We start from the raw sequence: 24704 nt of genomic DNA, 5'->3' as shown, positions 1-24704 counted from the left end.
TGCGGCTGCGAGGAGGCGGCCGTGGTCATGAGAATCGACAGAGGAAACCAACGGGAGGAGACCATGGTGGAACTGATAGGAAATATTGTGAGGCCGTCACGTAGAACGGTCCTCAAGGGCCTCGGCGCAGGCCTTGCGGCTTCGGCGCTGGGAACGCCGATGATTGCGCGCGCACAATCCAAAGGCACGATCAAGCTCGGCTTTGTCACGCCGGCAACCGGCCCGCTCGCGCTGTTCGGCGAGACCGACGGCTGGGCGGCGGACAAGATCAAGGCCCTTCTGAAGGACGGCCTCGAAACAACATCAGGCAAATATGACGTCGAAATCCTGATCCGCGACAGCCAGTCGGATCCCAACCGCGCCGCGGAAGTGGCGGGCGACTTGATCCTGAACGACGGCGTGCATCTGTTGCTGCCGGCATCGACCACCGATACGGTCAGCCCCTCGGCGGACCAGGCGGAACTCAACGAGTGCCCCTGCCTGTCGACCGGTGCACCCTGGCAGGCGATCATCATGCCACGCGGCGGCGCCGATAAGCCCTTCAACTGGACCTATCACTTCTTCTGGGGGCTCGACGAGGCACTCAACACCTTTGTCGGCCTGTGGAACACGCTCGACACCAACCGCAAGGTCGGCATGCTGTTTCCGCAGAACGCTGATGGCGAGACCTGGGGCAACAACGACTATGGTCTGCCCGTGCCGACCAAGAAGGCCGGCTTCGAGATCACCATGCCGGGCTATTTCCAGCCGCGCACCAACGACTATTCGGCGCAGATTGCCGCCTTCAAGCAGGCGGGTTGCGAGATCGTCGGCGGCATCACCTATCCAGACGACCTCAAGACCTTCATCAACCAGTGCGCTCAGCAGGGCTACAAGCCCAAGGCCGTCACGGTGGCGGCAGCGCTGCTCTTCCCGGGCGGCGTACAGGCGCTTGGGCCGCTCGGCGACGGCATGTCGTCCGAGGTCTGGTGGACGCCGGCCTTCCCCTTCAAGTCGACGCTGACCGGCCAGGTGAGCCGCGACATCGCCGACCAGTGGGAGAGCGAGACGACGAAGCAATGGACGCAGCCCCTCGGCTACAGCCACGCCATTTGGGAAGTGGCGCTCGACATTCTCAAGCGCTCGTCCAACCCGCTCGACCGCACCGCCAACCGTGATGCCATGGTGGCGACCAAGCTCGACACCCTGATCGGCAAGGTCGACTTCTCCAGCGGGCCGCACAAAAACGTCTCGACGACGCCGATCTTCGGCGGCCAGTGGCGCAAGGGTGAGAAGTGGCCCTACGACCTGAAGATCGTCGACAACACCGTCAACAAGCTGTTCGAACCCGAACAGAAGATGGTGACGATCCCTTGGGCCGTCTGACCAGCATCAGAACGCAATAACCAGGCCTGCCGCCTTCACCGGGCGGCAGGCCAAGCAAGGCGGCAACGCAATGCCGCATGACGTGCATGCGAGTATTTTCGGGATGGAGGCGCATGACAGACGGCGTATTGCTTGAGGCGCGGGGATTGGGCAAGTCCTTCGGGGCGTTGCGTGTCCTGCACGATATCAGCTTCGATGTTCGCGTCGGCGAGGTGCTGGGCATTCTCGGTCCGAACGGAGCAGGGAAAACCACGCTCTTCAACCTGGTAAGCGGTGATATCCGCGTCGATAGCGGTGAACTGGTCTTTGCCGGCGACAGGCTTGTGGGCCAACCGCCCTACAGGCGCTGCCAGATGGGCATCGGGCGGACCTACCAGATCCCGCGCCCCTATGTCGGCATGTCCACATTCGAGAACCTGCTCGTCGCGGCGTCCTTCGGCGGCGGCCGGTCGGAAGCGGCCAGCTATGCCAGATGCGCCGAGATCCTGCGTCAATGCGAACTCGCCGGCAAAGCCAACCGCCCGGCCGGTTCGCTGACGCTTCTCGACCGCAAGAGATTGGAGCTGGCGCGCGCACTCGCCTCCGGCCCGAAGCTGCTGCTGCTCGATGAGATCGCCGGCGGCCTGACCGACGATGAAGGCAAGGCGCTCGTAGCACTCATCCGCCGCATCCGCGACAGCGGCGTCACCATCGTCTGGATCGAGCATGTCCTGCACGCGCTGCTGGCCGTCGCCGACCGCATCCTGGTGCTGAACTTCGGCGAGAAGATCGCCGAGGGCGCGCCGGACGAGGTCATCAGCAATCCCGAAGTCAGGCGCGTCTATATGGGGATCGAGACATGAGTGCGGCGCTCTTATCCACCCACGGGCTGGTGGCCCGCTACGGCGATTTCCAGGCGCTTTACGGCGTCGATTTCGAAATCGGCGCGGGCGAGGTCGTGGCACTGATCGGCGCCAATGGTGCCGGCAAGTCGACTCTTCTGAAATCGATCATGGGCTTGTTGCGTGTTGCGCCTGATATGGTGCGCCTCGATGGCCGTCCGGTCGGTGGCAGCCAGCCGCACCGCATGGTCGCCGATGGCGTCGCGATCGTGCCCGAGGGCCGGCGCCTGTTTTCGGGCATGTCGGTCGCCGACAACCTGCTTGTGGCGATGGACCACGCCGCCCCGCCGCGTGGCGAGGGCTGGACGCTCGATCGTGTCTACAAGCTATTTCCGATTCTCGGGGAAAAGCAGGCCGTGCCGGTGGAGTCGCTGTCCGGCGGCCAGCAGCAGATGGTCGCCATCGGCCGGGCGCTGCTCAACCAGCCGCGCCTTCTTCTGTGCGATGAGATCAGCCTCGGGCTTGCGCCCAAGGTCGTGCGCGAAATCTACCAGTCCATTCCCTCGATCGCCAACAACGGCACCGCTGTTGTCGTGGTTGAACAGGATGTCGGCCTCGCCCGCTCGGCCTCCGACCGGCTCTACTGCATGCTCGAAGGTCGCGTCACTCTCACCGGCTGGTCCGCGGATATCTCCCGCGAGGCCATCGGCGAAGCCTATTTCGGAGCGTCTCATGCATTGGGTTGACGGGCTCGTTCAAGGTATTCTGCTGGGCGGCCTCTACGCCCAATACGCGCTCGGCATGGCGTTGATGTTCGGCGTCATGCGCATCGTCAACATCACCCATGGCGACCTGATGATCCTGCTCGCGCTGATCGGGATCAGCCTTGCCTCGACCTTCTCGCTGGGACCCTGGTCGGTGCTTGTCATACTCGTGGCGCTGGGTGCCGTCTTCGGCCTGCTGCTGCAACGCCTGATCCTCAACCGCGTGGTCGGCGAAGATCCCCTGCCGTCGCTGATCGCCACCTTCGGCCTGTCGGTGGCGCTCCAGAACGCCATGCAGCAGATCTGGTCGGCGGATACGCGTTCGCTTCCGAGCGCCGGCCTTGCGCAGGCATCGGTGCAACTGGGGCCGATTTTCGTCGGCGTGCTGCCGGTCATCGTGCTCTGCACAGCGACGATCCTGACGGCCGGGCTCCATGCCGGCCTGCGCTACACCAGGTTCGGCCGCGCATTGCGCGCTGCGTCGGCCGATGTCGAGGCTGCGGCGATGACCGGCGTCAACCCGAAGCGGATCTATGCCGGCGCCACCGCGGTCGCCGTGGCGATCCTGGGTTTCGCGGCCGTGTTCCAGTCACTGCGGGCAACCGTTTCCCCGGCCGATGGCGCCTACCAGCTGATCTATGCCTTCGAGGCCGTGATCATCGGCGGCATGGGCTCGATCTGGGGCGCGTTCATCGGCGCCATGGTGCTTGGCATCAGCCAGTCGATCGGTTTCCGCATCGACCCCGGCTTCGGCATCCTCGCCGGCCATCTCGTCTTCCTGATCATTCTCGCCCTGCGGCCGCAGGGCATACTTGGAAAGGGTTGAGCCCATGGCAGACATATTTGTGCCCGCTCATGCCGAGGCCGCTCAGCCTGCATCCGTCCGCGTGCAGCGGCAGACCGCATCCGGCGTCGTGGCGCTAATCATCGGCATCGGCGTGCTGCTCACCATCGCCTCGATGTCGCTCTGGGCCAGCCAGGGCCTGATCCGCGATGTCGTCGAACTCTGCTGCTACATCGCCGTAGCGCAGATGTGGAATCTTCTCGCCGGCTATGGCGGCCTGGTCTCGGTCGGCCAGCAGGCCTTTGTTGGCGTTGCCGCATATCTGATGTTCGTCATGGCCCAGCTTTGGGGCATCAATCCGTTCGTCGCGGTGCTGCTGGCGATGATCGCGCCGGCGATCCTCGCGATTCCCACCTACGGCCTGCTGCACAGGCTCGACGGACCCTATTTCGCCATCGGCACCTGGGTGATCGCCGAGGTCATGCGGCTCGCGACCTCCGTCTTCGGCTATGTCAATGCCGGCGCCGGCATGAGCCTGCGCGTTATGACGGGCTACACCGCCGATCAACGCGCGCTCGGCGTCTCGCTGCTCTGCGCGCTGATGCTGCTTCTCACCATCGGCGGCAGCTATGCGCTTCTGCGCTCGCGCTATGGACTGGCGCTGATCGCCATGCGCGACAATCCGATCGCTGCGGCGAGCCAGGGCGTCAATGTAGGCCGGGTTCGCTTCCTGCTCTGGGTGGCCGCAGCCATGGGCACCGGGCTCGCCGGCGCCATCTATTTCATGGCCCAGCTTCGCATCACGCCGCCCTCCGCCTATGACCCCAACTGGGCCAATATCGCGATCTTCATCGTCATGGTCGGCGGGCTGGGATCGCTCGAAGGCGTGCTGATCGGTGCGCTGATCTATTTCTTCGCCGACAGGTGGTTCGGCGAATATGGCGCGACCTATCTGGTCGTGCTCGGCCTGCTCACCCTGTTCATGGCGCTGTTCGCACGCGGCGGCATCTGGGGCCTGATCTGCAAGGTGGTGGACGCGCCCTGGTTCCCGACACGGCGCGTTCTTCTGGAGGACAAGCCATGAAAGCTGCCCTGTTCGACGGCGTCGGCCAACCCCTACGCATCGATGATATCAAGGTGCCCGAACCGGACCATGACGAGGTTCTGCTCAAGATCGCCGCCTGCGGCATCTGTGGCTCCGACCTGCACATGACCGAGGACCCGGTGACCTTCGGCCTCAAGCCCTATGATGTGCTCGGCCATGAATTCGCCGGAGAGATCGTTCGCTGCGGCAGCGAGGTCACGGATCTGAAGCCGGGCGACCGGGTGGCGGTCGCGCCGATGCGCGGCTGCGGCCATTGCGACAGCTGCCGCCGTGGCGAACCCGCCTGGTGCGCCGAAATGCGGCTCATCGGCGGCGGTTATGCCGAGTTTGCGACCGTCGCGGCGCGGCAATGCCGCGTGCTGCCCGAGGACCTGCCGACCGCCGAGGGCGCGCTTGCCGAGCCGCTTTCGGTGGCCTTGCACGTGGTCATGCGGTCCGGCCTGAAGCCGGGCGACCGGGTGCTCATCCTCGGCGCCGGACCGATCGGCCTGCTGGTCGCCTTCTGGGCCCGCCGCCAGGGTGCGCGCGCCGTTATCGTCGCCGATCTCGGCCGCCATCAGGAGGCGCGGGCCGCCGCACTTGGCGCGACCGGCTTCGCGCTGTCGGGGCCTGATCTGGCCGATGAGTTCCGGGACAAGGCCGGCGGCGCGCCGGATATCGTCTTCGAATGCGTCGGCAAGCGCGGCCTCATCGATTCCGCCTGCCGCCTGGTGCGCGCCCACGGCACCGTCGTCGGCGTCGGCCTCTGTGTCGGCGGCGACGAATGGGATCCATTCGCAGCGCTGTCGAAGGAAATCAAGCTGGTCTTCGCCGTGTTCTTCAACATGGCCGAATTCGAGACCGCGCTCGAGGCGCTCGGACCCGGCCGCTTCCGGCCGCAGGAGCTCATCACGGAGCGCATCGGCTTCGGCGCTGTCGCCGGAACATTCGAGGCGCTCCGCCGCAGGACAATACAATGCAAGGTGCTGATCACGGCCTAGCCAGGCGGATCGGCCAATTCCGGGAGGAACGGATGGATTTCGAAACACTGACACAGGACATCGATGGCGTATCCGTGGTCGTGAAGGCGATCGGATCAGGCCCGGCTGTGCTCGCATTGCATGGTGCCGCCACGCTCGAAGGCCATGCATGGGCGAGGGGCCTCGCCGACCGTTTCCGCGTCTATCTGCCCTTCCATCCCGGCTTCGGCGAAAGCGCTGACGCGCCGCATATCACCGGAATGCAGGATATGGTCGTGCACAATCTGCGCCTCGTGGAAGCGCTGGGCCTAGGCCGGCCGCATCTCGTCGGCCATTCCTTGGGCGGATGGATGGCCGCGGAAATGGCCGCGGTCGCCGGCGAGCGCTTCGCCCGGCTCGTCCTCAACGCCCCCGCAGGGCTCAACCATCCGGATCACCCCGCCGCAGATATGGCGACGATCGGCCCGGAGGCCTTGCCCGGCTACCTCGCCCACGATGTCGATGTCGCCCTGCGCTATTTCCCCGGCGGCGCGGAATGCCCGCCGCTCGACGAGTTTCTCGCCGCACGCGAAAAGGAAGGCGGGGCACTCGGCAACATCCTTAAGGTCCACGGCATGGGCCACCCCAATCTCGGCCGCTGGCTGAGCCGCATTCCCAATGAAACGCTCGTCGTCTGGGGCGACCGGGATCGCATGATGCCGGCTTCGCAGGCTCCGGTCTGGGCCGAGCGGATTCCCAGTGCCCGGACGCTGATCGTCGCAAATGCCGGCCATTTTTCCATGCAGGAAGACCCGCGCGTGGTGACGTCGATCGGAGATTTTCTCGCGGGCTGAGGCGTCGCGAAATCTTAGGAAGACGCGCGCGGGCCTGCCTGATCCGGCCCGCCGCACATCACTGATATTCCAAGGAGGAACAGTCATGAATGCACCATTGAAACATGGACTCAGCTACTGGGGTACGAAGACGGATTTCGCGTCGCTCATGGAGCAGGTGCGCAAGATCGGCCCCGTTCTCGAAGAGAATTCTCAGGACAATGAAAAGCTCGGACGCCTGAACGAGGCGACGTTCGACGCCCTGAAGTCGCTGAGGATGTCGCATATCTTTGCCGGCGAGGATATCGGCGGCGCGCAACTGTCGCCGACGCAAGGGCTGCAGCTCATCGAAGCCATCACCTATCACAGCGGCGCTGCCGGCTGGATATCGATGGTCCATGCCTGCATCGGCGCGATGTCGGCGGCGTTCCTGCCCGACACCGCCATCGCCCGCCTGTTCGGCGGCGACGCCGAGAACCGCTTCTCCGGACAGGGCACGCCCACGGGCATGCTCAAGAAGGTCGATGGCGGCTACCTGCTCAACGGCAAGTGGTCCTATGCGAGCGGCATCTATCACGCCACCTTCACCCACACCGCCGCCCTGCTCGATGACGGCAACGGCCAGCCGGCGAAGGACGAGAACGGCAATGTGATCGTGCTCTGCGCCCACGCCCCGGTCGGCGATCACGACCTGCTCGGAAACTGGAATTCGCTGGGCCTGCAGGCCACGGGTAGCATCGACTATGCCGCCAAGGACGTGCTCATCCCCAACGACATGGTGTTCCCGATCCTGACTGCTGAACCGCAACGGATGAAGGAATTCTTCAGTCTCGGCGTGGTCGGGCTTGCGGCCATCGGCCATTCCGGCTGGGCCATCGGCGCCTCGCGGCGCATCCTCGACGAGATGGCGAAATATGCCGTCACCAAGACCGGCCGCGCCGGCCTGCTCGGCGAAAGCGACAAGTTCTGGTTCGACTTCGGCCGGGCGGAAACCCGCGTCCGCGCGGCGCGTGCCTTCCTGTTCGAAGTCTGGCGTGATGTCGAAGCCTCGATCGAGGCCGGCAACCGCGTATCGACCCGCCAGATCAGCCTTGTGCACCTCGCCAAATCAGAGGTGCACGAAGCCGGCGTCGATGCCTGCCAGTTCGTCTACCGGGCTGCCGGCGGCGCCTCGCTGCGCTATGGCGTCATGCAGCGTACCTACCGCGAAATGCTGACGGCGGCCAACCACTTCACGATCAACCCCAACATCGTCGGCGCCGCCGGCCGCGAACTCGCCGGGCTGTGGAGTGATCGGGCCTGGCAGTTCTACGATCTGATTGAGAAGCCATGAGCGCAGTGGCAAACGCACCGGCGGACAGCGCCGCCGAGCATCCACCGACATTGACGGAGGCCTTCTTCTCGGCCTTCCGTCATCATCCCTCGGGCGTGGCGATCATCACGGCCGATGCGGGTGAAGGACCCGTCGCGCTGACGGTCAGTTCGCTGATATCCGTCAGCGCGTCGCCGCCGACGGTCGCCTTCTCGCTCTCGGCATCGTCCTCGACCGCGAAGGCGGTCGAGGGGGCGAAAACCGTGGTCGTGCATTTCGTGCGGCGCGCCGACATGGAGCTTGCACGGCTGTGCGCCACCAGCGGCGTCGATCGCTTCGGGCCGCAGGTGCGCTGGGACCGGCTTGATTCGGGAGAGCCCTATTATCCCCAGGTCGGCCTGTGGTTCCGGGCGGCTCTTCGCGACCGGCTCGCTGTGCCTGGCGCATGCCTCGTCACCGCCGAACTGTTGTCGGCGTCGCCCCATTCTCAGGAGGCGCGAGATGTTGACACGCTGGTCTACGCCAATCGCAGCTGGCATGGACTGCGAGCAATGTCAGATGCGAACAAGGCGCCGCTACACCTATGGCCCGAGGATTCCGCGACTTTCTGAGGGCGCTCCAGTCGTCACGGTCGGCCGGCGCGGATCATCGAGAAATAGTCGTCACCGCCGACCTGGCCACCCTTGAGCGCAATCTCCAGTCCATCGGCGTGGTTGCCATGGGCGATGCAGAGCGGCGACCCGGGCGTCTGGGGCAGGGGCATTTTCAGCGTCAGCGCCGAAATGCCCATTTCGCCCAGCGCGTGGCTGGACGTATCGCCGCCCGCAACGACGGCGCGGGACAGGCCTGCCTTGGCGACCAGCTCCCGCTGGATGCGGCCGAGCGCCTGGCCGATGCGATGGCGCGAACCGGACGACGTCAACTCCCCGCCGCGATCGGCCGAGGGTCCAAGCGCCGTATAAAGCACAACGCTCTTGCCGCTGGAGAGGATATTTAGTGCAGCATCGGTTGCGTGCGTGATGGCCGATCCGGACTCATCGCCCGACAGGGCGAGCGGATCGAGCGCGACGCCATCGAAACCATTATCGAGGGCATGCCGGATCTGCCGCTCCGTCGTCGGCGAAACACTGCCCGACACGACGGCGATCCGATCGACGGGTCCGGCATCATCGAACCGGGGGCGTTCGCCGATCACACCCGCCGCACTCCAGGCATGGATCAGCGCGTACTCGACACCCGAGGAGCCGCAGACGAAGCGGCTTTCGCGCCGAAGTTCGTTCCAGAGGATATTGCCTGCCGCAGCTTGCGTCGCGGCGTCGAGCACGTCGAGCAACAGGATCCCGGCATTGGTCCCGCCAAATGCACCGGAAATCGAGACATTGTCGATGAGCGCCGACGACAGATCGGTCTGTCGCGCCAGATGTCTCAGGATATCGGCTTCGTCCATTGGCGTAACGGGATGGCGCGACATGACGGGATGACGGTCTATGCGGTAGTTCCTGCCCTGATACGCCGCGAAGAGCTGGCCGAATGCGGTATAGCGCCGGATCTGCGGCGCGCCGACGATCAGCGGCACTGTGGTCTCGCCGAACACGGCACGGCCAAGTTCGATCGCGCGGCCGATATTGCCGATTCCGGGCGCGGAATCGAAGGTCGAGCAAACTTTGTAATGGCAGAGTTCCGCATCCAGCGTCTTCAGCCATTCGAACGCGTCGCGCAGGTGAGTGTCCATCCATTCCGGCATCTCGCTGCGGCTCGTGCCGGCAAGCCCGAATGCGCGGGCGGTGGCAAAGCGGGAAAGCAGCGCATCATCGGGCTTTTCAAGAAACAGGACGGTCTCGACACCGTTCGAGGCGAGGGCTTCCATCACATCGGTCGAGCCGGTGAAGTCGTCGCCGTAGTAGCTGATCAGGGGTTTGGTCAATGCAGCGTCTCGTTCAACTTTTCCGGTAGGTTGCTTCGATGCCGCAATTGGTTGGAGCTTCACCCCTCACCAACTACGGCCAAGCGATCAGCTTCGCTTCTCGCGGCCTTCGTATCCTCTCCCGCAAGGGGAGAGGTAGGGTGCCACGTTCTCGGCCTTCAATCGAAGCGAGGCCGTGCCACGAGTTCTACCTCTCCCCTTGCGGGAGAGGATAGCAAGCCCGAACGAGACGATTGTCGAGTTCTTGGGCGCGCTTGGTGAGGGGTGAAGTCCCTGTCGGGACCTCACGCTCCCTTCCCACCCGCAAACTTCTCGATCGATTGCGCCAACTCGACATGCTCCCTCGCATACACATCGAGCGGCACACCTGCCACCGCCGCCTCCCATGCCTGCTTCACCGCCTTCACCCCAGCACCGGGCCCGCCGGGATGGCTGACGATGCCGCCGCCGCAGAGATAGAGCAGGTCGGTCGAGCCGCCGGTTGCCTTGATCGTATCCGGCGCTTGCCCACCCCATTGGCCGGAGCCTATCACCGGCAACGCCACATCTTTCTCCGAAAACAGCGGCGTGCTGACGGCGTGATAGGAGCGCACGAAGCTCTCATCCGGCTCCCAGTATTTCACCCTTATACCGTTGATCTGAAACTGATCGACACCGAGCAGGCGCCAGAATTGCTGCCAGACTGAGAATTCGAAGCCCAGGCCGGCATGCCTCGTCAGAACATCCCAGCCGTTCCGATGGGCGTGCAGCACCAGCCCCGAGCGCTTGCGCAGGAAGGACATCCCGCCGAAACCAATCGAATTGATATTGACGACGGCGCAATTGCCGCCCGCTTCGAGCACCATGTCGTGGTTGCGCATCATCTCATCAGGGTCGGCGTGGCTGATGCCGAAGGCATACATGACCTTCTTGCCGGTCTTCTGCTCGTGGTCGAGAATGACAGGCATGATCGCGGCGACGCGCTCCTTGAGCGGCGAATAGGCCGGGCTCGTCAGCTTCTCGTCGTCCTTGATGAAATCGACCCCCGCATCGAGCAATTCGCCCACCATGTCAGCCGTTTCATTCGGCCGGAGCCCCAAGGCCGGCTTGACGATGGTGCCGATAATCGGCCGGCCCTTGACGCCGGTCAGCGCGAAACTGCCGGGCACGCCGAATTGCGGCCCAGGATGCGCCTCGGCAAATTCCTCGGGCAGCTTCATATCGACGATGCGGATACCAGTCATGCCCTTGATCGAAAAGACGCCGCCGATGGCGATCGTCATCAGCGCCGCAAGATCGGTGCCCACGGCATCCAAGGGAAAATCCACATCGACATCGGCACGGTTGAAATCGGTAGCGCCACCCGCCTCGTCGGGAAACGAGGCCTTGTCCGTAGGCGGCAGTTCACGAATGCCGGCGACGCGGGCCGCCACGCGCGCCTTCAGCTCTTCTGTCTCGCCGGGCAGGGCGACGAACGTTCCGGTCGACTGGTCGCTGGCGATCTTCGTTGCCATGGCTTCCACTGAGCCCGGCGTTTCGATCCTGTAGGTCAAGCGGATCAAATGCATATCCTCCGGCCGCGACAGCGCGCGGCTTGTCAATTTCTCGCAACTGGTATAATGAGTATTCAAGTTAAAACAAGTGTTCTTTCCCGCGAAACAACATTGGCAGCGGCCATTATTATGCATAATTACGCCGTGTAAAATCCGAGGGGCCAATGAGTCTTCTGAACGAGCCGATCGTCCGCAAGAAGCTTTCGGACGAAGTCTTTGCCCGCCTGAAACTCCTGATCGAAAACGGTGAACTCAAGGCCGGCGACGACATGCCGTCCGAGCGTGAACTGATGGAGCGTTTCGGCGTCGGCCGCCCGGCCATCCGTGAAGCGATGCAGGCGCTGGCCGGCAAGGGGCTGGTGGAAATCTCCCACGGTGAGCGGGCGAAGGTCTTGCAGGTCACGGCCGAGTCGATCTTCCGCCAGGTGGATCTGCCAGCCAAGCTGATGCTTTCTGGTTCGTCGGATTCACTCGAACACCTCAAGAGCGCGCGCATTTTCTTCGAGCGCGGCATGGTGCGCGAGGCGGCGGCCAAGGCGACGGCCCAAGACATCAAGGAACTTCGCGCTCTGCTCGACAGGCAGAGCCAGAGCCTGGGCGATTCCGAAGCCTTCATCAATGCCGATATGGCATTCCACCAGCATATCGCGCAGATCTCGGGCAATCCGATTTTCGCCGCCGTCAGCAGCGCCATGCTCGGCTGGCTGAAAAGCTATCACACCGAAATGCTGATCTGGACCGGACGCGAAAATTTCACCCTGGTCGAGCACGAGGAAATCATCCGGGCCATCGAGAAGGGCGACGCCGACATCGCCGAAAAAGCGATGATCAAGCACCTCGAACGGTCCCGCGCGCTCTATGCGATGAGAAACCACAAGACATCTTAGTTTTCTCTTCTCTGAAATATCTGGAATATGCGAACAGGAAACCGGTATGAAACCCGCGTTCCACGGATAATTAAGGCACTCCAATTTTCTCATGGACAGCCAAATCGTCATCTGATATATCAGTTGTCATTCCAACAAGGCGGCCGATGTGCCGGTTCAAGATCAGGAGATTTCGATGGCAGGAAATGTTTTCTCTGGCTGCATCCCGGCGCTGATGACCCCCTGCAACCCCGACCGCACGCCGAACTTCGACCTGCTGGTCAAGAAGGGCAAGGAACTGATCGCGGCGGGCATGTCGGCCGTGGTCTATTGCGGCTCGATGGGCGATTGGCCGCTGCTGACCGACGAACAGCGCCAGGAAGGCGTGCGCAGGCTTTGCGAGGCGGGCGTCCCCGTCATCGTCGGCACCGGCGCCATCAACACCAAGTCGGCCGTCAGCCACGCGGCGCATGCCCAGAAAGTTGGCGCCAAGGGGCTGATGGTCATCCCGCGCGTCCTGTCGCGCGGCTCCTCGGTCTCCGCCCAGCGCGATCATTTCGCCGCCATTCTCGATGCCGCCAAGGATATTCCAGCCGTTATCTACAACAGCCCATACTATGGCTTCGCGACCCGCGCCGACCTGTTCTTCGACCTGCGCTCGCGCCACGCCAATCTCGTCGGCTTCAAGGAATTCGGCGGCAAGCAGGACATGACCTATGCGGCCGAAAACATCACTTCGGGCGATGACAGCCTGACCCTGATGGTCGGCGTCGATACCGGCGTCTATCACGGCTTCGTCAATTGCGGCGCCGGCGGCGCCATCACCGGCATCGGCAATGCCCTGCCCAAAGAAGTGCTGCAGCTGGTCGCGCTCTGCAAAAAGGCCGCCAAGGGCGATGCCACGGCACGCCGCGAGGCGCTGGAACTCGAAGAAGCACTGACGGTTCTCTCGACCTATGACGAAGGTCCGGACCTTGTGCTCCACTACAAGCATCTGATGGTGTTGAACGGAGACGCGGAATACACGCTGCATTTCAACGAGACCGACAAGCTGAGCGCCTCGCAGCAGCGTCATCTCGAAAACCAGTACAAGCTGTTCAAGGCCTGGTACGCCTCGCGCTACGCCTGAGGCCTCGAATTGGGATTGCCCCTCACCCTAGCCCTCTCCCCGTAAGAACGGGGAGAGGGGACGCTGGAGGCGTAAGCGCTGCCACGAATCCCTTCTCCCCTTGGGGGAGAAGCAACCATGTCATTTTTATTGTGGAACCCAAGGCGTATCGCGCAGGATGACGAGGTTTGCGGCCTCGATGAGCTTTCGCATGATGGCGACGAGGATGAGCTTGGGCGGTTTTCCGGCGGCAGCCAGGCGTTGGGCGAAGCTGCGATGGCCGGGATCGCATCGTTTGGCGGCAAGAGCAGCCATGTAGAGCAGTTTTCGAGGCCTGCGGCGGCCTCCGGCAATGAAGCGCTGGCCCTTTCGCTCGCCGGAATCGCGGTCGAACGGCGCAACACCGACCAGGGCGGCGGCCTGTCCGCGCTTCATCGCGCCCAGTTCGGGCATCCGGATCAGCAGGCTCAGCGCCACGATGGAACCGACACCAGGCAAGGAGTTGAGCAGGGCGAGCCGCCGGGCGAGGTCGGGCCAGAGCCGGACGCGGGCCATGATGTCGGCGACAATCCTGGCCTTTCGCGCCAGCAGGATGGTCAACTGGGCGCGGGCATCCTCAATCAGGTCGGGCAGGCTCAGATGCTCCATCTGGGTCTTCAGCAGCGTTGCAAGCTCGCTGGCTTGCTCATAGGCCGTCAGTCGCTCGGCCAGTTCGGCAAGGCGCGGATCGGCGGCGGCTCTGACGCTCTCGACCTGGGCCGTGGCGCAGGCGATCAGCCGGGCGTCGATGCGATCATTCTTGGCCCGCAGGCGCTTGATGCGGGCAAACAGCCTGACCTCGATGGGCTGGTGCACGACCACCTCAAGCGCTGCGTCGCGCAAGGCTTTGACGATGGCGCGCTCATAACCGCCGGTGGCCTCCAGTCCGACGCGCCCGGCGCCCTGGGCACAAAGCCAGTCGATCAGCTCGCCATGTCCGGCCGGCGTGTTGGCCACCCGAACCATCGCCTCCGAGCCGTGGATCGCCGCGTCCAGCCAGAGCTTGGCGACATCGACCCCGGCGCTAAATGTGTTAGACTTCGATATGTTCATCGATCCCTCCTTGTGGCTCCGGACCCGATCGTCCCTGCAACCATCCGGATCAGTGAACAGCCGACGGCGACCCAGCTTCTCCACAGCCCAAAGGGCTCTGATGCCAACGGTCCCTCCGACGGTGGTCCGCCTGGTGCGTCAACATCAGGCGGACAAACCGGACAAAACCAACTTTACCAGAAATTCAACACACAAGATGCCGGCAGGCAGATGAGGGGCTGGGCGGCCTGCAATTGCTTGGACAGAAAACGCCCCCTAATCCAATAAAATCTCGATGCAATCATATGCATGGAGTTCCAGTTCATCGGCAGCAGGGACGTCTCTCGTCCCTATGCCGAGCGTTGTGATTGCCTTTGCCTTACGGCCAAGCTCTACCTGCTGCGTTTGCGGCGTAATGTTCGCCAGCAGCAATCTATCTTTCGTCGCAAGCCCGAGCACTGCATCCGGTCGCGAAGTTTCTACCGCATGAAAATCCTCACCGGACAGCGCACCAAGCCGCGAGATCACATGCGCCAATGGCCGCAATTGGCCCTCCGCCAACGGCTCTCCTTTGCCCGCCAGCAGCCCGAGCGAACCTGTCAGCGTCGACAGCGTCAGCACTTCGAGACCGGCGGAGGCAACAGTCGCGGCATAGGCGAGCGTCCACGCCGCGCCGAACTGGCCATTGTGGCGCGGATCGACATTGGCCATCGGAATGCGCGCCAGCGAAGGGTTGTCCTTGGTGGCGCTGCCATAGGGGTTCTGTCGCATGGCGATCGTCGACGGGCCGATGCGATAGGGCTTGTCGCCGTAGATGGCGCGCGTCGAGGCGACCACATCGCGCAGCGCCTCGAAGGTCTGCATCACCGAGAGATCGTCGGCGGCATGGACGATCGGGTTGGTGCAGTGACTGACGTAGTCGATGGCATCGGCCGGCACGCGCTTGCGGTTGAGTTCCGTGAAATAGGACAGCATGCCGCCGCCGAGTCGGACGCCGGGGAAGGCGGCGCGCGCGGCGGCATAGACATCTTCCAGGGAAGGGCATTCCGGCCATTTGCTGCCCGGCGGCGTTGATTGCCGGTCGACCTCGGGGCTGACGAACAGGGTATCGAGCGTAAGTCCGGACTGCCGCACGAGACCGGCGATTTCCGCGAATTCTTCCTTCAATGGTCGAACGCAGGGAAGGGCGATTTCCAGCGTTACCTTCAGCCCCGATTGTTCAGCAATAGCCGCGTAACCCGTCAACGCCTCGATGCCATGTCCTGCAAGCGGGTCGAAATGGGCGATGAGATGCCGGGCTCCAGTCACCTTCAATGTCGGTATTGAAGTGCGATCCTGCTCGACACATTCCGGCCGCAGCCCGATGCCGATCTCGGGCAGCTTGAGCGTGGTCGGCAGGATCCGAATCGAAATTACTTCACGCGTGTCCGGCGCCGGCGCCGCATTGTCCTCGGCCTTGATCGCCACGGAAATCCGCTGGCTGAATGCCTTGTCCTTCTCCAGCATGTAGGGCCATGGCAGCGCCAGCGGCCGCACATAGGTCTTGTAGGAACCGTCGGTCCAATTACGCTGGTCTTCCATCTCGAAGACATCGCCTTCGAAACGCGTCGTCGCCTCGATGCCTTCGGCAACGCGATGGGTGATCGCGGCGATCTCCTTGAACGGCTGCCAGGGATCGATCCGGTCCGGCCAGTGTGCCTGCTCCATGGCGCCGTCGCTATGCTCCACCGTCACCGGTTCGCCGGCCACGCCGACGATCGGATGCAGAACGGCGAAGCCCGCACGCGCCGTTTCGAATTCCGCATCGCTGACGCAATCCGCCGAGAAGTTCAAGCCATCCGGCGTCCCCAGAATGCTGACTTCGCAATCGAGATTGGCGCCAGAGGGCGCTGTGAAGCGCGCAGTGTAGCTCATCGTGAAGCCATAATCCTCCGAGCGAACGGACAGGCCGGTGATCGCGGCATTGCACGTGCCCCAATCCTTGTCACGGACGAGGAAGGCAACGGCGCGCAGCACTTCATGCCCCTTGAAACGCAGCGTCCGGAGATTTCCGTCTTGCAGCGTGACGCTCAATGCGCCGGCGGTAAGCTCCCGCGCCTCGGGCTCCTGCAATTCGGTGCCGTAGAGCCGGAAGCTGTCGCCGCTCATCCCAGCAGGTCCTTGAGATCAACCGTCTTGCCGGTCTCGGCGCTGAGATAGGCGGCGTCGACCAGCGCGAAAGTCTTGAGATTGTCGTGGCCCGAGGTCGCGGGCTCGGTGCCGGCGGCAAGGCTTTCGATCCAGTGCTTCTCGATGATCGCCACGCTTTCCTGGATATTGTGCCAGGGCTTGGCGGCCCAGGGCAGGAGTTCGGGTTCGACGTCCCGCCTGGTGGTACCTGACGACCTGCCGTGGATCACCAGCTTGTAGTCTTTGGTGAGCCGGATGGTGCCGTCCGATCCATCGATCTCGATGAAGGTCTCGGGAAACTGCTCCTCGGGCAGGAAGGTGCTGTAGCTGCAATCGACCACCGAGGTGATGCCATTCGCATGGTCGAGCAGCATGGTGGCAACGTCCTCGCCTGCGATATCTGGCCGGACGCGCACCGTGCGGGCGGTCAACCGGTCGACATCGCCGAACAGGTAGCGGGCGATATCGAGGACATGGATGCCGAGGTCTTCGACAATGAACCGCTTGCCCTTGGCGAGATAGGGCTGCCCTGCAAAGATATCATAGCCGGAACGGAACGACACGCGGCCCCAGAAGGGCTTGCCGATCGCGCCGCTGTCGAGCGCTTCCTTTACGGCCATCAGTGGCGTCTGCCAGCGAAAATTCTCATGCACCATCAGTGGCACGCCGGCATCGTCGGCCGCCTTCACCATTGCCTTGGCGTCATCGAGATTGAGCGCGAACGGCTTCTGGCAGATCGTCGGCACCTTGTGGCGCGCCGCTAGCTCCACCAGCGGCCGGTGGCTCGCCACCGTGGTGGCGATATCGACGAAATCGAAGCCGCCATCGGCAAACATCGCCTCGGCCGACTCGTAGCGCCGCGCCACGCCGAACTGGTCGCCGACGATCCGGAGCCGTTCCGGATCGCGATCGCAGATCGCCACGATCTCGGCATTGTCGAGATCCTGCCAGCCATGCATCTGGTTGACCGCGAAGAAGCCGCAGCCGATGAGAGCGCCTTTGAATTTGGTCATGTCGCTTCCGTTCGCATTCGTGGTTTTAGAACCCCGCCCCGAACCCCTCCCCACAAGGGGGAGGGGCTAACCCAGCCTCGCCGTCGTCACCTTCGTCCACGCTGCAACAATTGGCAACGTTACTCGTGGCAGGGCGGAAGCCGCAAGTTAAGCCCCTCCCCCTTGTGGGGAGGGGTTTGGGGCGGGGTCTTTATACCTGGATTGTTACCCTGCCTTTGCCATCTGCATCAGGGTCACGCGCTGCTGCAAGCGGCGCTGCGCCTGATCAACCACGACTGCGACGATGATGACAAGACCCTTGATGACCATCTGCCAGAAGGAACTGACGCCCATCATGACCAGACCATCGGAGAGAATGCCGATGACGAAGGCACCGATGATCGTGCCGCCGATCGTGCCGCGTCCACCGGACATCGACGTGCCGCCCAGAACCGCAGCCGCAATGGCGTTGAGTTCGAGATTGGTGCCGGTCGCCGGATGCGAGGCCATCAGTTCGGACGAGATGACCAGCCCGACGATCGCCGCGCAGAAGCCCGAGAACATGTAGACGAACATCTTCACCCGGTTGACGCGGATGCCCGACATGCGCGCCGCGCGTTCATTGCCGCCGACGGCGAAGATATGCCGGCCGAGCGGCACGAAGCGGGCGAAATAGGCCGCCCCCAGCGCCACCGCGATCAGGATCCACACCGACACCGGCAAGCCCAGAATGCTGCCGGAGCCGAGATAGCTGAAACCCTGGTTGCCCAATTCCTCCTTGCCCTGAAGGTTCGGCAGCGTCTGGCCGTCGGAATAGAGCAGCGCCATGCCGCGCGCGACATAGAGCGTCCCGAGCGTCGCGATGAACGGCGCCACGTTGAGCCGGGTGATCAGCAGGCCGTTGATCGCGCCGATGACGATGCCGACGATCGCGACGATGAACGCCACCTCGACAATATTGAAATAGACGGTGTACCCGATCGGCAGTTCGATGCCGTAGAGGATAAGCCCGCCCGCGACCATGCCGCACAGGCCGACGATCGAGCCGACCGAGAGATCGATGCCGCCGGTGATAATGACGAATGTCATGCCGATCGCAAGGAACGCATTCTGCGTCGCATGCTTGGACATCAGGATCATGTTCGCGGTCGACAGGAAGTTCGGCGCGAAAAACGAGAAGAAGATGATGACGGCGAACAGCGCGATGAATGTTCTGAGCTTCATCAGCGTCAGCAGGATCGATCCGCTGTTGAGGCCTTCTGCGGAGGCGGTTTGCGTTGCTGTCGTCATCACGCGTGGTTCCTTTTGGTTTTATGCCCTTCCGCGGAGGCCGAGATGATCATGTCCTCGGTGGCGTCCTTTCGGTGGATGACCGTGACCAGCCGGCCATTGCTCATCACGGCGATGCGATCGGAAAGCGCCATCACCTCTTCGAGGTCGGATGTGGAAAACAGGATGGCGAGGCCTTCGCTCGCCAGCCGCCGCATGGTGCGGAATACGTCGGCCTTGGCGCCGACATCGATGCCCCGGCTCGGCTCGTCCATCAGCAGCACTTTGGGGCCGGTCATCAGCGCCTTGCCGATGACGACCTTCTGCTGGTTGCCGCCGGACATCGAGGTGACTTCGAAGTCAGGATTTTTCGCCTTGATGGCAAGGCCGCGTATGGCCTCGCCGATCGCTTGTCTCTCGCGGGCGAGATCGATATGGAAGCCGCCCCTTACGAACTGTCCGAGGCTCGCCATCGTCAGGTTGCCGGCGATCGACATGGATTGCACAAGGCCCTCGCGCTGGCGGTCCTCCGGGATCAACGCCAGGCCCTCTCGGATGCGGCGCGTCGTATCACGTCCCTTGAGTTCCTCGCCTTCGACGAAGACCTTGCCTGTGTAGTGCTCATGCCTGCCCATGATGCATTCGAACAACTCCGAGCGCCCCGCACCCATCAGGCCGTAGATGCCGAGGATTTCGCCCTTCCTCACCGACAGCGACACATGATCCACGGCATACCCGCCCTGCACGCGGGGCAGGCAGATTTCCTCGGCGCGGAACACTTCGTCACCCAGCGGATGGTCGATCTGCTTGGCGAAATCCTTGGCGTCCGAGCCGATCATCGAGCGGACGATCCAGCTTGTGTCGATATCCTTGACCATCGCATGGCCGGTGATCTGGCCGTCCTTCAGCACGGTGATGTAGTCGCCGATCCGCATCAGCTCCTCGAGCCGGTGCGAGATATAGACGATGGCGACGCCGCGCGCCTTGAGGTCGGCGATGACGCGGAACAGGATATCCACCTCGGCCGCGCTGAGTGCCGAGGTCGGCTCGTCCATGATCAGGATGCGGGTATCGAGCGAGACGGCGCGGGCGATCTCGACGAGCTGCTGCTGGCCGATCGGCAGGTCTTCGGCCAGCGTATCGGCTGAGATACCGGCCTCGAGGCGGTCGAGGAATTCATTGGCCTTCGCCACCTGCGCCTTGTGATCGATGCCGCGCAGACCGCGCGTGATCTCGCGAGTGGCAAAAATATTCTCGGCGACCGAGAGATTGCCGAAGAGATTAAGCTCCTGGAAAACGATGCCGATGCCGTGCCGCACCGCGTCGGCGGGCGTATCGAGATGGATCTTCTCGCCGTCGAGAAAGATCTCGCCCAGCGTCGGCCGTTCGACGCCGGCGATAATCCGCATCAGGGTCGATTTGCCCGCACCGTTCTCGCCGACCAGCACATTGACGGCGCCCCGGCGCAGTTTGAGATCGGCCTTCTTGACCGCCAGGATGCCGGAATAGGCCTTGGTGATGTCGCGCAGTTCTAGGATCACATCGCCGTCGTCGGGATCGGTCATGGTCAATCCCCGATCGTGATTGTCGCTGGCACGAATTGCGGCAACTGGCCGGCGGAGGGCAGCGGGAACGCGCCGGTTGCGGTCAGCGTCTTGCCGGTCAATCCGCTGCGCGGCAGCTTTTCGAGCAATGTCTTGTTGACATGGATATTGAACGACTTGCCGTACTGCGCCCACTCTATCTGGTTCTTGAACTCGTTGAAGTTCACGAATTTCAAGCTGTCGCGGAGCGCGGTGCCTCGGATCGCCGGGCCGATCGCCACCCGCACATCCGCCTTGGCGTCGCCATCGACGTCGACATCGACATAGGCCGCGCGCGACTTGGTTTCCTCGGCGACGATCGTTCCCTCGACTTTGGCCGCGAAGGTGTAGGGGGCGTTGCCCTGCTTTTCCTTGTGGCCGTATTTCGCGGCAGCAGCGTTGAGATCGCTTGATGCCAGCGCCATGACATCCTTGAGCGATCCGGCACGCTCGTCGAGATAGGGAATGACCTTCTCGTCCCAGATGCCGGCGACAAGCTTGTCCGGATCGAAGGCGCTTGCCGCAGCTTCCTTCTGCTGGTCGGCGGTCTTGATGAACTTGCAGCCGGGCAGCGTCAGCAAGCCGGCCAGCGCGATCACGGCGACGCAATTGAACCAAGAGGCTCTAGGCATTCCCATTCTCCAACGGCAAACAATAAACGCGAGGCAGGGATCATCCTGCCTCGCGCCATCCCCTGGGAGGGTTTACTGGGTGAGCGCGAAAGTCTCGAGCTTGCCGGCATTATCGGCATTGATCAGAACGCAATCCATCAGCTGCTTTTCTTCAGCCGGCTTCTTGCCCGTCTTGATGAACTCGTCGGCCTGGACGACCGCCATCTGGGCCTGCGCATAGGCAGGCTGCATGACGGTTGCCTTGATGCCGCCCGTCTTGATCGAGTCGCGCACATCGTTGGAGCCGTCGAAGCCGACGACGATGACATCCTTGCGGCCGGCAGCCTGGAGCGCCGCGATCGCGCCCATGGCCATCGTGTCATTGCCGGCAATTACGCCCTGGATGTCGGGATTGGCCTGCAGGATGGTTTCCATCTTGGAATAGCCTTCGGTCTGGCTCCAGTTGGCCGACTGCTGGGCGACCATCTTCATGTCAGGATATTCGCCGATGACGTCGTGATAACCCTTGGAGCGAATGCCGGCATTGAGATCGGCTTCGCGGCCGAGCAGTTCGACGAAGTTGCCCTTCTCGCCCATCAGCTTGACGAACTCTTCGGCACCGAGCTGCGCGCCCTGATAGTTGTTGGAGACGATCTGCGAGACGGCGACGCCGGTCGCATTGATCTCGCGGTCGATCAGGAACGAGGGGATGCCCGCATCCTTGGCCTTCTGCACGGCCGCGATCGATGCTTCCGATCCGGCATTGTCGAGGATGATCGCCTTGGCGCCGCGAGCGATCGCGGTGTCGATCAGCTGCGACTGCTTGTTGGCGTCGTCGTCATGCACCAGCACCAGGGTTTCGTAGCCCAGTTCCTTCGCCTTGGCTTCGGCGCCGACAGCCTCCGCCTTGAAGAACGGATTGTCGTGGCTCGGCGTGATGATGGCAATGAGGTCGGCGGCAAAGGCCGGCATTGCAGCGCCCGCCAGCATGACTGCGGCGAAACCCGCAATCGTCAGTCTTCTTGTCAGTTTCATGGTATTCTCCTCCTTGTTAAGGCACAGGAACCCTCCGGGCGTTTCTCCAATGAAACGACCGCCCCAGTGCAATTCTCGAATGTGCGGGCCAAAGCCCGGGATGGCGGCAACGCCGCCGTGAAATCAGGTAATGCGCTGGATGCTGGCCGCGATTTCTTGCGGTTCGAAGACTCGCTTCCAGTCGTCCTTCATCAGCACGGGCTTGCCGAACTCGATGGCCTTGTTGCAGGCATCCGAGAACACGCCCTGGACTTCCTCGAAGATCACGGCGCCGAGCACGTTCATATGGCCGAGCAGGAAGTCGCGGGCGGCCTCCTTCGGCACGCCCCGCCGCACGCATTCGTCCATGGCTTCACGCATGACGACAAGGAGAGAGGCGCAGACGGTTTCAGACAGGCCGGGTTCCAGCAGCGCCATCTGCTCGACGGTCACCCGATGCGAACGCATCACCGGCGCCCAGATCACCTTGGCGATCTCCTCGCCAACGGCGTAGGCGTCTTCCGGACCCTGCATCAGCGCCGAGACGATATGCTGCTTGGCATGGACGCCGCCGAAATGGTCCTTCTTCGCCGCCATGTCGGTCTCGTCATTGAAGATCGGCGGATGGCAGGGGTGAGTCACGAAATAAGTGAGATCGGGCCGGTCGGGGAAATGGCCTGCGAAGGGAGCAGCCGCATCGAGCGCCACGACCATCATGCCCGGCTTGAGCTTGTCGTTGATCGACGCCGCCACCTTGCCGATGGCGGTGTCGGGAACGGCGAGAATTACCACGTCGGCGCCATCGAGCGCCTTGTCGGCATCGACCGTGGAAATGCCGAGTTCGTTCTGAAGCCGCGCCTTGCCGGCATCGCTGACTTCGACATGGCGCACATCATATCGCGAACCCTGAAGGTTCTTGGCGAGCCGGCAACCCATTTTGCCGCCGGCGCCGAAGAGTGCGATTGAAGTCATTCATTCCTCCACAAGTCTATGCATTTCATGCGCCGGCGCTTGGCAGCGAAGCCCACGTCTATTGTGAAGTCGTGATATCGTCAACTGGTATGATATGTCAATGAGTATTCATGTGGCTTCAGACGGCGACATGGCGCGGTGCCGTGGCCGCTGGAATACCGGACGAAAGGCGGCCAACGCTGGGATGGAAGTTGAGGGACAAGTCAAATGCCAGGCGCCCGGCCTATTCGATCAGGTTGGTATCGCGGCTGTTGCGCCAGAACATATCAGGAGTCCTGAGCGAATCGCGGATGCCGAGCCGCTCGATCATCAGCTCCGTCTCCCGCTGCGCCGCATCGAGCACCGCATCCTGATCGACATGGACCGGCTCGCGATTCCGCAAGAGCACGCGGCCTCCGACCAGAACGGTGTGGACATCGTTGCCGTTGGCGAAATAGGTGACCCGGAACTCCGGCATGTTCGCTGGATAAAGATGCGGCCGGCGCAGATCGACCAAGATGATATCCGCCTTCTTGCCGGGTTCCAGCGAACCGATTTCCTCTTCAAGGCCGAGTACGCGGGCGCCGTCGATGGTGCACATTTCCAGCGCCTTGCCCGGCGGAAGCCAGCTTGGATCGTGGAAATAGGTGCGGTGGTAATGCATGCATTGCTGCATGTGGCGGAACATGTCGGCCGAACGATCCGGCGCCGTCGCATCCGAGCCGATCGCGACCGTCACGCCCGCATCGAGCAGTTCGGTCACCGGGCAACGCGCGAGGATGGATGCGACCGCGCTCGGATTGTGGACGACGGTTGTGCCGGTCTCGGCGCAGATCGAGATCTCTTCGTCGGTGAGGCCGGTGGCATGCGACAGCAGCGTGCGTGGCCCGAGAATGCCGATATCCCTGGCGATTCGAACACTGCCTTTGGTGTGGCCGTCCTGGGTGAAGATCAGGCCGCGTTCCTCCGCGATCTGCTTGACCTTTCGCGAGTGGGCGATGGCATCCCCTCCGCCGGGACCATCGAGATGCTGCTGGTGCACGGTGGGCGTCAGGAACGCGACATGCAAACGGTCTTCGTGGCTGCGGTGCCAGCGGTCGGCGAGATCAAGCGATGTCGCAAGTTGCTGCTCGAACGTCACCGGGTAATCGGTGCGCAGTGAACCGTTCCAGCGGGCATAGGTCAGGGGATGCGGCGGCCGTGTCGTACCCACCGCCACCACCGAGCGGGTACCGATGCCGAGCACGCCTTCCATATGCGCGTCGCCGTAGGCCGGATCGTCCGTGCGCATGATGGAATCGCCGCCGCCGAGGAGAGAAACGCCGGTTGTCACCCCGAACCGCAGGCGCTCGAGTGCTGCGAGCTGGGCCTCGGCATGCCAGAATTCCGGCGTCGAACCGACCGTATAAGCACCCTGGCAAGCCTGGTACCAGAGGTCGCCGCGCCCGCCGCCGATGGTCTTGATCAGTCCGTGCCCGGCATGAGCGTGGCTATCGACAAGGCCCGGCATGATCGCCATGCCCGACGCGTCGATGATTTCGCGCGCGTCATGATCACGCAGGATCTCTTCGGTCGGGCCGACCGCGACAATCCTGTCGCCCGTGATTGCCACGGCACCGTCGGCGATGATCCGCCGTTCCGGATCGATGGCGATCACGGTGCCGTTCCTGATGATGATGTCTGCCATTGCCT

22 protein-coding genes are annotated in these 24704 nt (G+C 63.1%); 11 read left to right on the top strand and 11 right to left on the bottom strand.

The window, feature by feature from the left end; translation table 11 throughout:
- Positions 1–63 precede the first annotated feature (63 nt).
- The 9 genes from ACSQ26_RS20045 to ACSQ26_RS20005 all read left to right on the top strand — a co-directional run bounded on the left by ACSQ26_RS20045 (position 64) and on the right by ACSQ26_RS20005 (position 8533).
- Positions 64–1365 (top strand): ABC transporter substrate-binding protein, encoded by a 1302-nt coding sequence (locus tag ACSQ26_RS20045; protein WP_436011953.1) that lies wholly within the window; start codon positions 64–66, stop codon positions 1363–1365.
- Positions 1366–1478: 113 nt separating this feature from the next.
- Entirely contained in the window at positions 1479–2207 is a 729-nt protein-coding gene (locus ACSQ26_RS20040; RefSeq protein WP_436011951.1) for an ABC transporter ATP-binding protein, read from the top strand.
- The gene (locus ACSQ26_RS20035) at positions 2204–2932 is read left to right on the top strand and encodes an ABC transporter ATP-binding protein (protein WP_436011949.1); all 729 of its coding nucleotides are present in this window, start codon (positions 2204–2206) and stop codon (positions 2930–2932) included. Before ACSQ26_RS20040 ends, ACSQ26_RS20035 begins: the two co-directional genes overlap by 4 nt.
- Positions 2919–3776, top strand: a complete 858-nt coding sequence (locus ACSQ26_RS20030; RefSeq protein WP_436011947.1) for a branched-chain amino acid ABC transporter permease — start codon at positions 2919–2921, stop codon at positions 3774–3776. Before ACSQ26_RS20035 ends, ACSQ26_RS20030 begins: the two co-directional genes overlap by 14 nt.
- Before the next feature lie 4 nt (positions 3777–3780).
- Complete coding sequence (locus tag ACSQ26_RS20025; RefSeq protein ID WP_436011945.1) at positions 3781–4818, top strand: branched-chain amino acid ABC transporter permease; 1038 nt, start codon at positions 3781–3783, stop codon at positions 4816–4818.
- A complete protein-coding gene (locus tag ACSQ26_RS20020; RefSeq protein ID WP_436011943.1) occupies positions 4815–5819 on the top strand; it encodes a zinc-dependent alcohol dehydrogenase in 1005 nt (334 codons plus the stop codon). The genes ACSQ26_RS20025 and ACSQ26_RS20020 overlap by 4 nt, the downstream gene beginning before the upstream one ends.
- A 32-nt stretch (positions 5820–5851) precedes the next feature.
- The gene (locus tag ACSQ26_RS20015) at positions 5852–6631 is read left to right on the top strand and encodes an alpha/beta fold hydrolase (RefSeq protein WP_436011941.1); all 780 of its coding nucleotides are present in this window, start codon (positions 5852–5854) and stop codon (positions 6629–6631) included.
- Positions 6632–6716: 85 nt separating this feature from the next.
- Positions 6717–7943, top strand: a complete 1227-nt coding sequence (locus tag ACSQ26_RS20010; RefSeq protein ID WP_436011939.1) for an acyl-CoA dehydrogenase family protein — start codon at positions 6717–6719, stop codon at positions 7941–7943.
- Complete coding sequence (locus tag ACSQ26_RS20005; RefSeq protein ID WP_436011937.1) at positions 7940–8533, top strand: flavin reductase family protein; 594 nt, start codon at positions 7940–7942, stop codon at positions 8531–8533. The genes ACSQ26_RS20010 and ACSQ26_RS20005 overlap by 4 nt, the downstream gene beginning before the upstream one ends.
- A gap of 14 nt (positions 8534–8547) precedes the next feature.
- On the opposite strand, the gene ACSQ26_RS20000 is transcribed toward ACSQ26_RS20005, so the two are convergent.
- Both ACSQ26_RS20000 and oiaX read right to left on the bottom strand, forming a co-directional pair.
- Positions 8548–9846 carry a four-carbon acid sugar kinase family protein gene (locus tag ACSQ26_RS20000; RefSeq protein WP_436011935.1) on the bottom strand — a complete coding sequence of 433 codons (1299 nt, stop codon included), beginning with the start codon at positions 9844–9846 and terminating at the stop codon, positions 8548–8550.
- A gap of 284 nt (positions 9847–10130) precedes the next feature.
- A complete protein-coding gene (oiaX, locus tag ACSQ26_RS19995) occupies positions 10131–11393 on the bottom strand; it encodes a 3-oxo-isoapionate-4-phosphate decarboxylase OiaX (protein ID WP_436011933.1) in 1263 nt (420 codons plus the stop codon).
- A gap of 149 nt (positions 11394–11542) precedes the next feature.
- Here oiaX and ACSQ26_RS19990 point away from each other — a divergent pair, with 149 nt between their 5' ends.
- On the top strand, positions 11543–12265 hold the full coding sequence (locus ACSQ26_RS19990) for a transcriptional regulator NanR (RefSeq protein WP_436011931.1): 723 nt from the start codon (positions 11543–11545) through the stop codon (positions 12263–12265).
- Between the two features lie 175 nt (positions 12266–12440).
- Positions 12441–13373, top strand: coding sequence for a dihydrodipicolinate synthase family protein (locus ACSQ26_RS19985; RefSeq protein WP_436011929.1), 933 nt, complete (start codon positions 12441–12443; stop codon positions 13371–13373).
- A gap of 126 nt (positions 13374–13499) precedes the next feature.
- Here ACSQ26_RS19985 and ACSQ26_RS19980 read toward each other — a convergent pair whose 3' ends face one another.
- The 9 genes from ACSQ26_RS19980 to ACSQ26_RS19940 form a co-directional block, all read right to left on the bottom strand.
- Positions 13500–14444: an IS110 family transposase gene (locus ACSQ26_RS19980; RefSeq protein WP_436005541.1), complete on the bottom strand. Its 945-nt coding sequence runs from the start codon at positions 14442–14444 to the stop codon at positions 13500–13502.
- A gap of 255 nt (positions 14445–14699) precedes the next feature.
- A complete protein-coding gene (gene apnL / locus ACSQ26_RS19975; protein ID WP_436011927.1) occupies positions 14700–16571 on the bottom strand; it encodes a D-apionate lactonase in 1872 nt (623 codons plus the stop codon).
- A complete protein-coding gene (locus ACSQ26_RS19970; protein WP_436011925.1) occupies positions 16568–17605 on the bottom strand; it encodes a Gfo/Idh/MocA family protein in 1038 nt (345 codons plus the stop codon). The genes apnL and ACSQ26_RS19970 overlap by 4 nt, the downstream gene beginning before the upstream one ends.
- A 204-nt stretch (positions 17606–17809) precedes the next feature.
- Complete coding sequence (locus ACSQ26_RS19965) at positions 17810–18874, bottom strand: ABC transporter permease (protein WP_436015368.1); 1065 nt, start codon at positions 18872–18874, stop codon at positions 17810–17812.
- Complete coding sequence (locus ACSQ26_RS19960; RefSeq protein ID WP_436011923.1) at positions 18874–20418, bottom strand: sugar ABC transporter ATP-binding protein; 1545 nt, start codon at positions 20416–20418, stop codon at positions 18874–18876. The genes ACSQ26_RS19965 and ACSQ26_RS19960 overlap by 1 nt, the downstream gene beginning before the upstream one ends.
- 2 nt (positions 20419–20420) lie before the next feature.
- Positions 20421–21068, bottom strand: coding sequence for a DUF2291 family protein (locus ACSQ26_RS19955; RefSeq protein ID WP_436011921.1), 648 nt, complete (start codon positions 21066–21068; stop codon positions 20421–20423).
- Between the two features lie 72 nt (positions 21069–21140).
- Positions 21141–22082 (bottom strand): D-ribose ABC transporter substrate-binding protein, encoded by a 942-nt coding sequence (locus ACSQ26_RS19950; RefSeq protein WP_436011919.1) that lies wholly within the window; start codon positions 22080–22082, stop codon positions 21141–21143.
- Between the two features lie 123 nt (positions 22083–22205).
- Positions 22206–23033 carry a phosphogluconate dehydrogenase C-terminal domain-containing protein gene (locus ACSQ26_RS19945; RefSeq protein WP_436011917.1) on the bottom strand — a complete coding sequence of 276 codons (828 nt, stop codon included), beginning with the start codon at positions 23031–23033 and terminating at the stop codon, positions 22206–22208.
- A gap of 223 nt (positions 23034–23256) precedes the next feature.
- Positions 23257–24699, bottom strand: a complete 1443-nt coding sequence (locus tag ACSQ26_RS19940) for an amidohydrolase family protein (RefSeq protein ID WP_436011915.1) — start codon at positions 24697–24699, stop codon at positions 23257–23259.
- Positions 24700–24704 lie beyond the last annotated feature (5 nt).

The organism is Rhizobium sp. LjRoot254 (assembly GCF_964254105.1).
In the GTDB taxonomy this organism is placed as follows: domain Bacteria; phylum Pseudomonadota; class Alphaproteobacteria; order Rhizobiales; family Rhizobiaceae; genus Rhizobium_E.
Note: the sequence above shows the minus strand (reverse complement) of the source record. Positions and strands in the feature narration are given on the sequence as shown.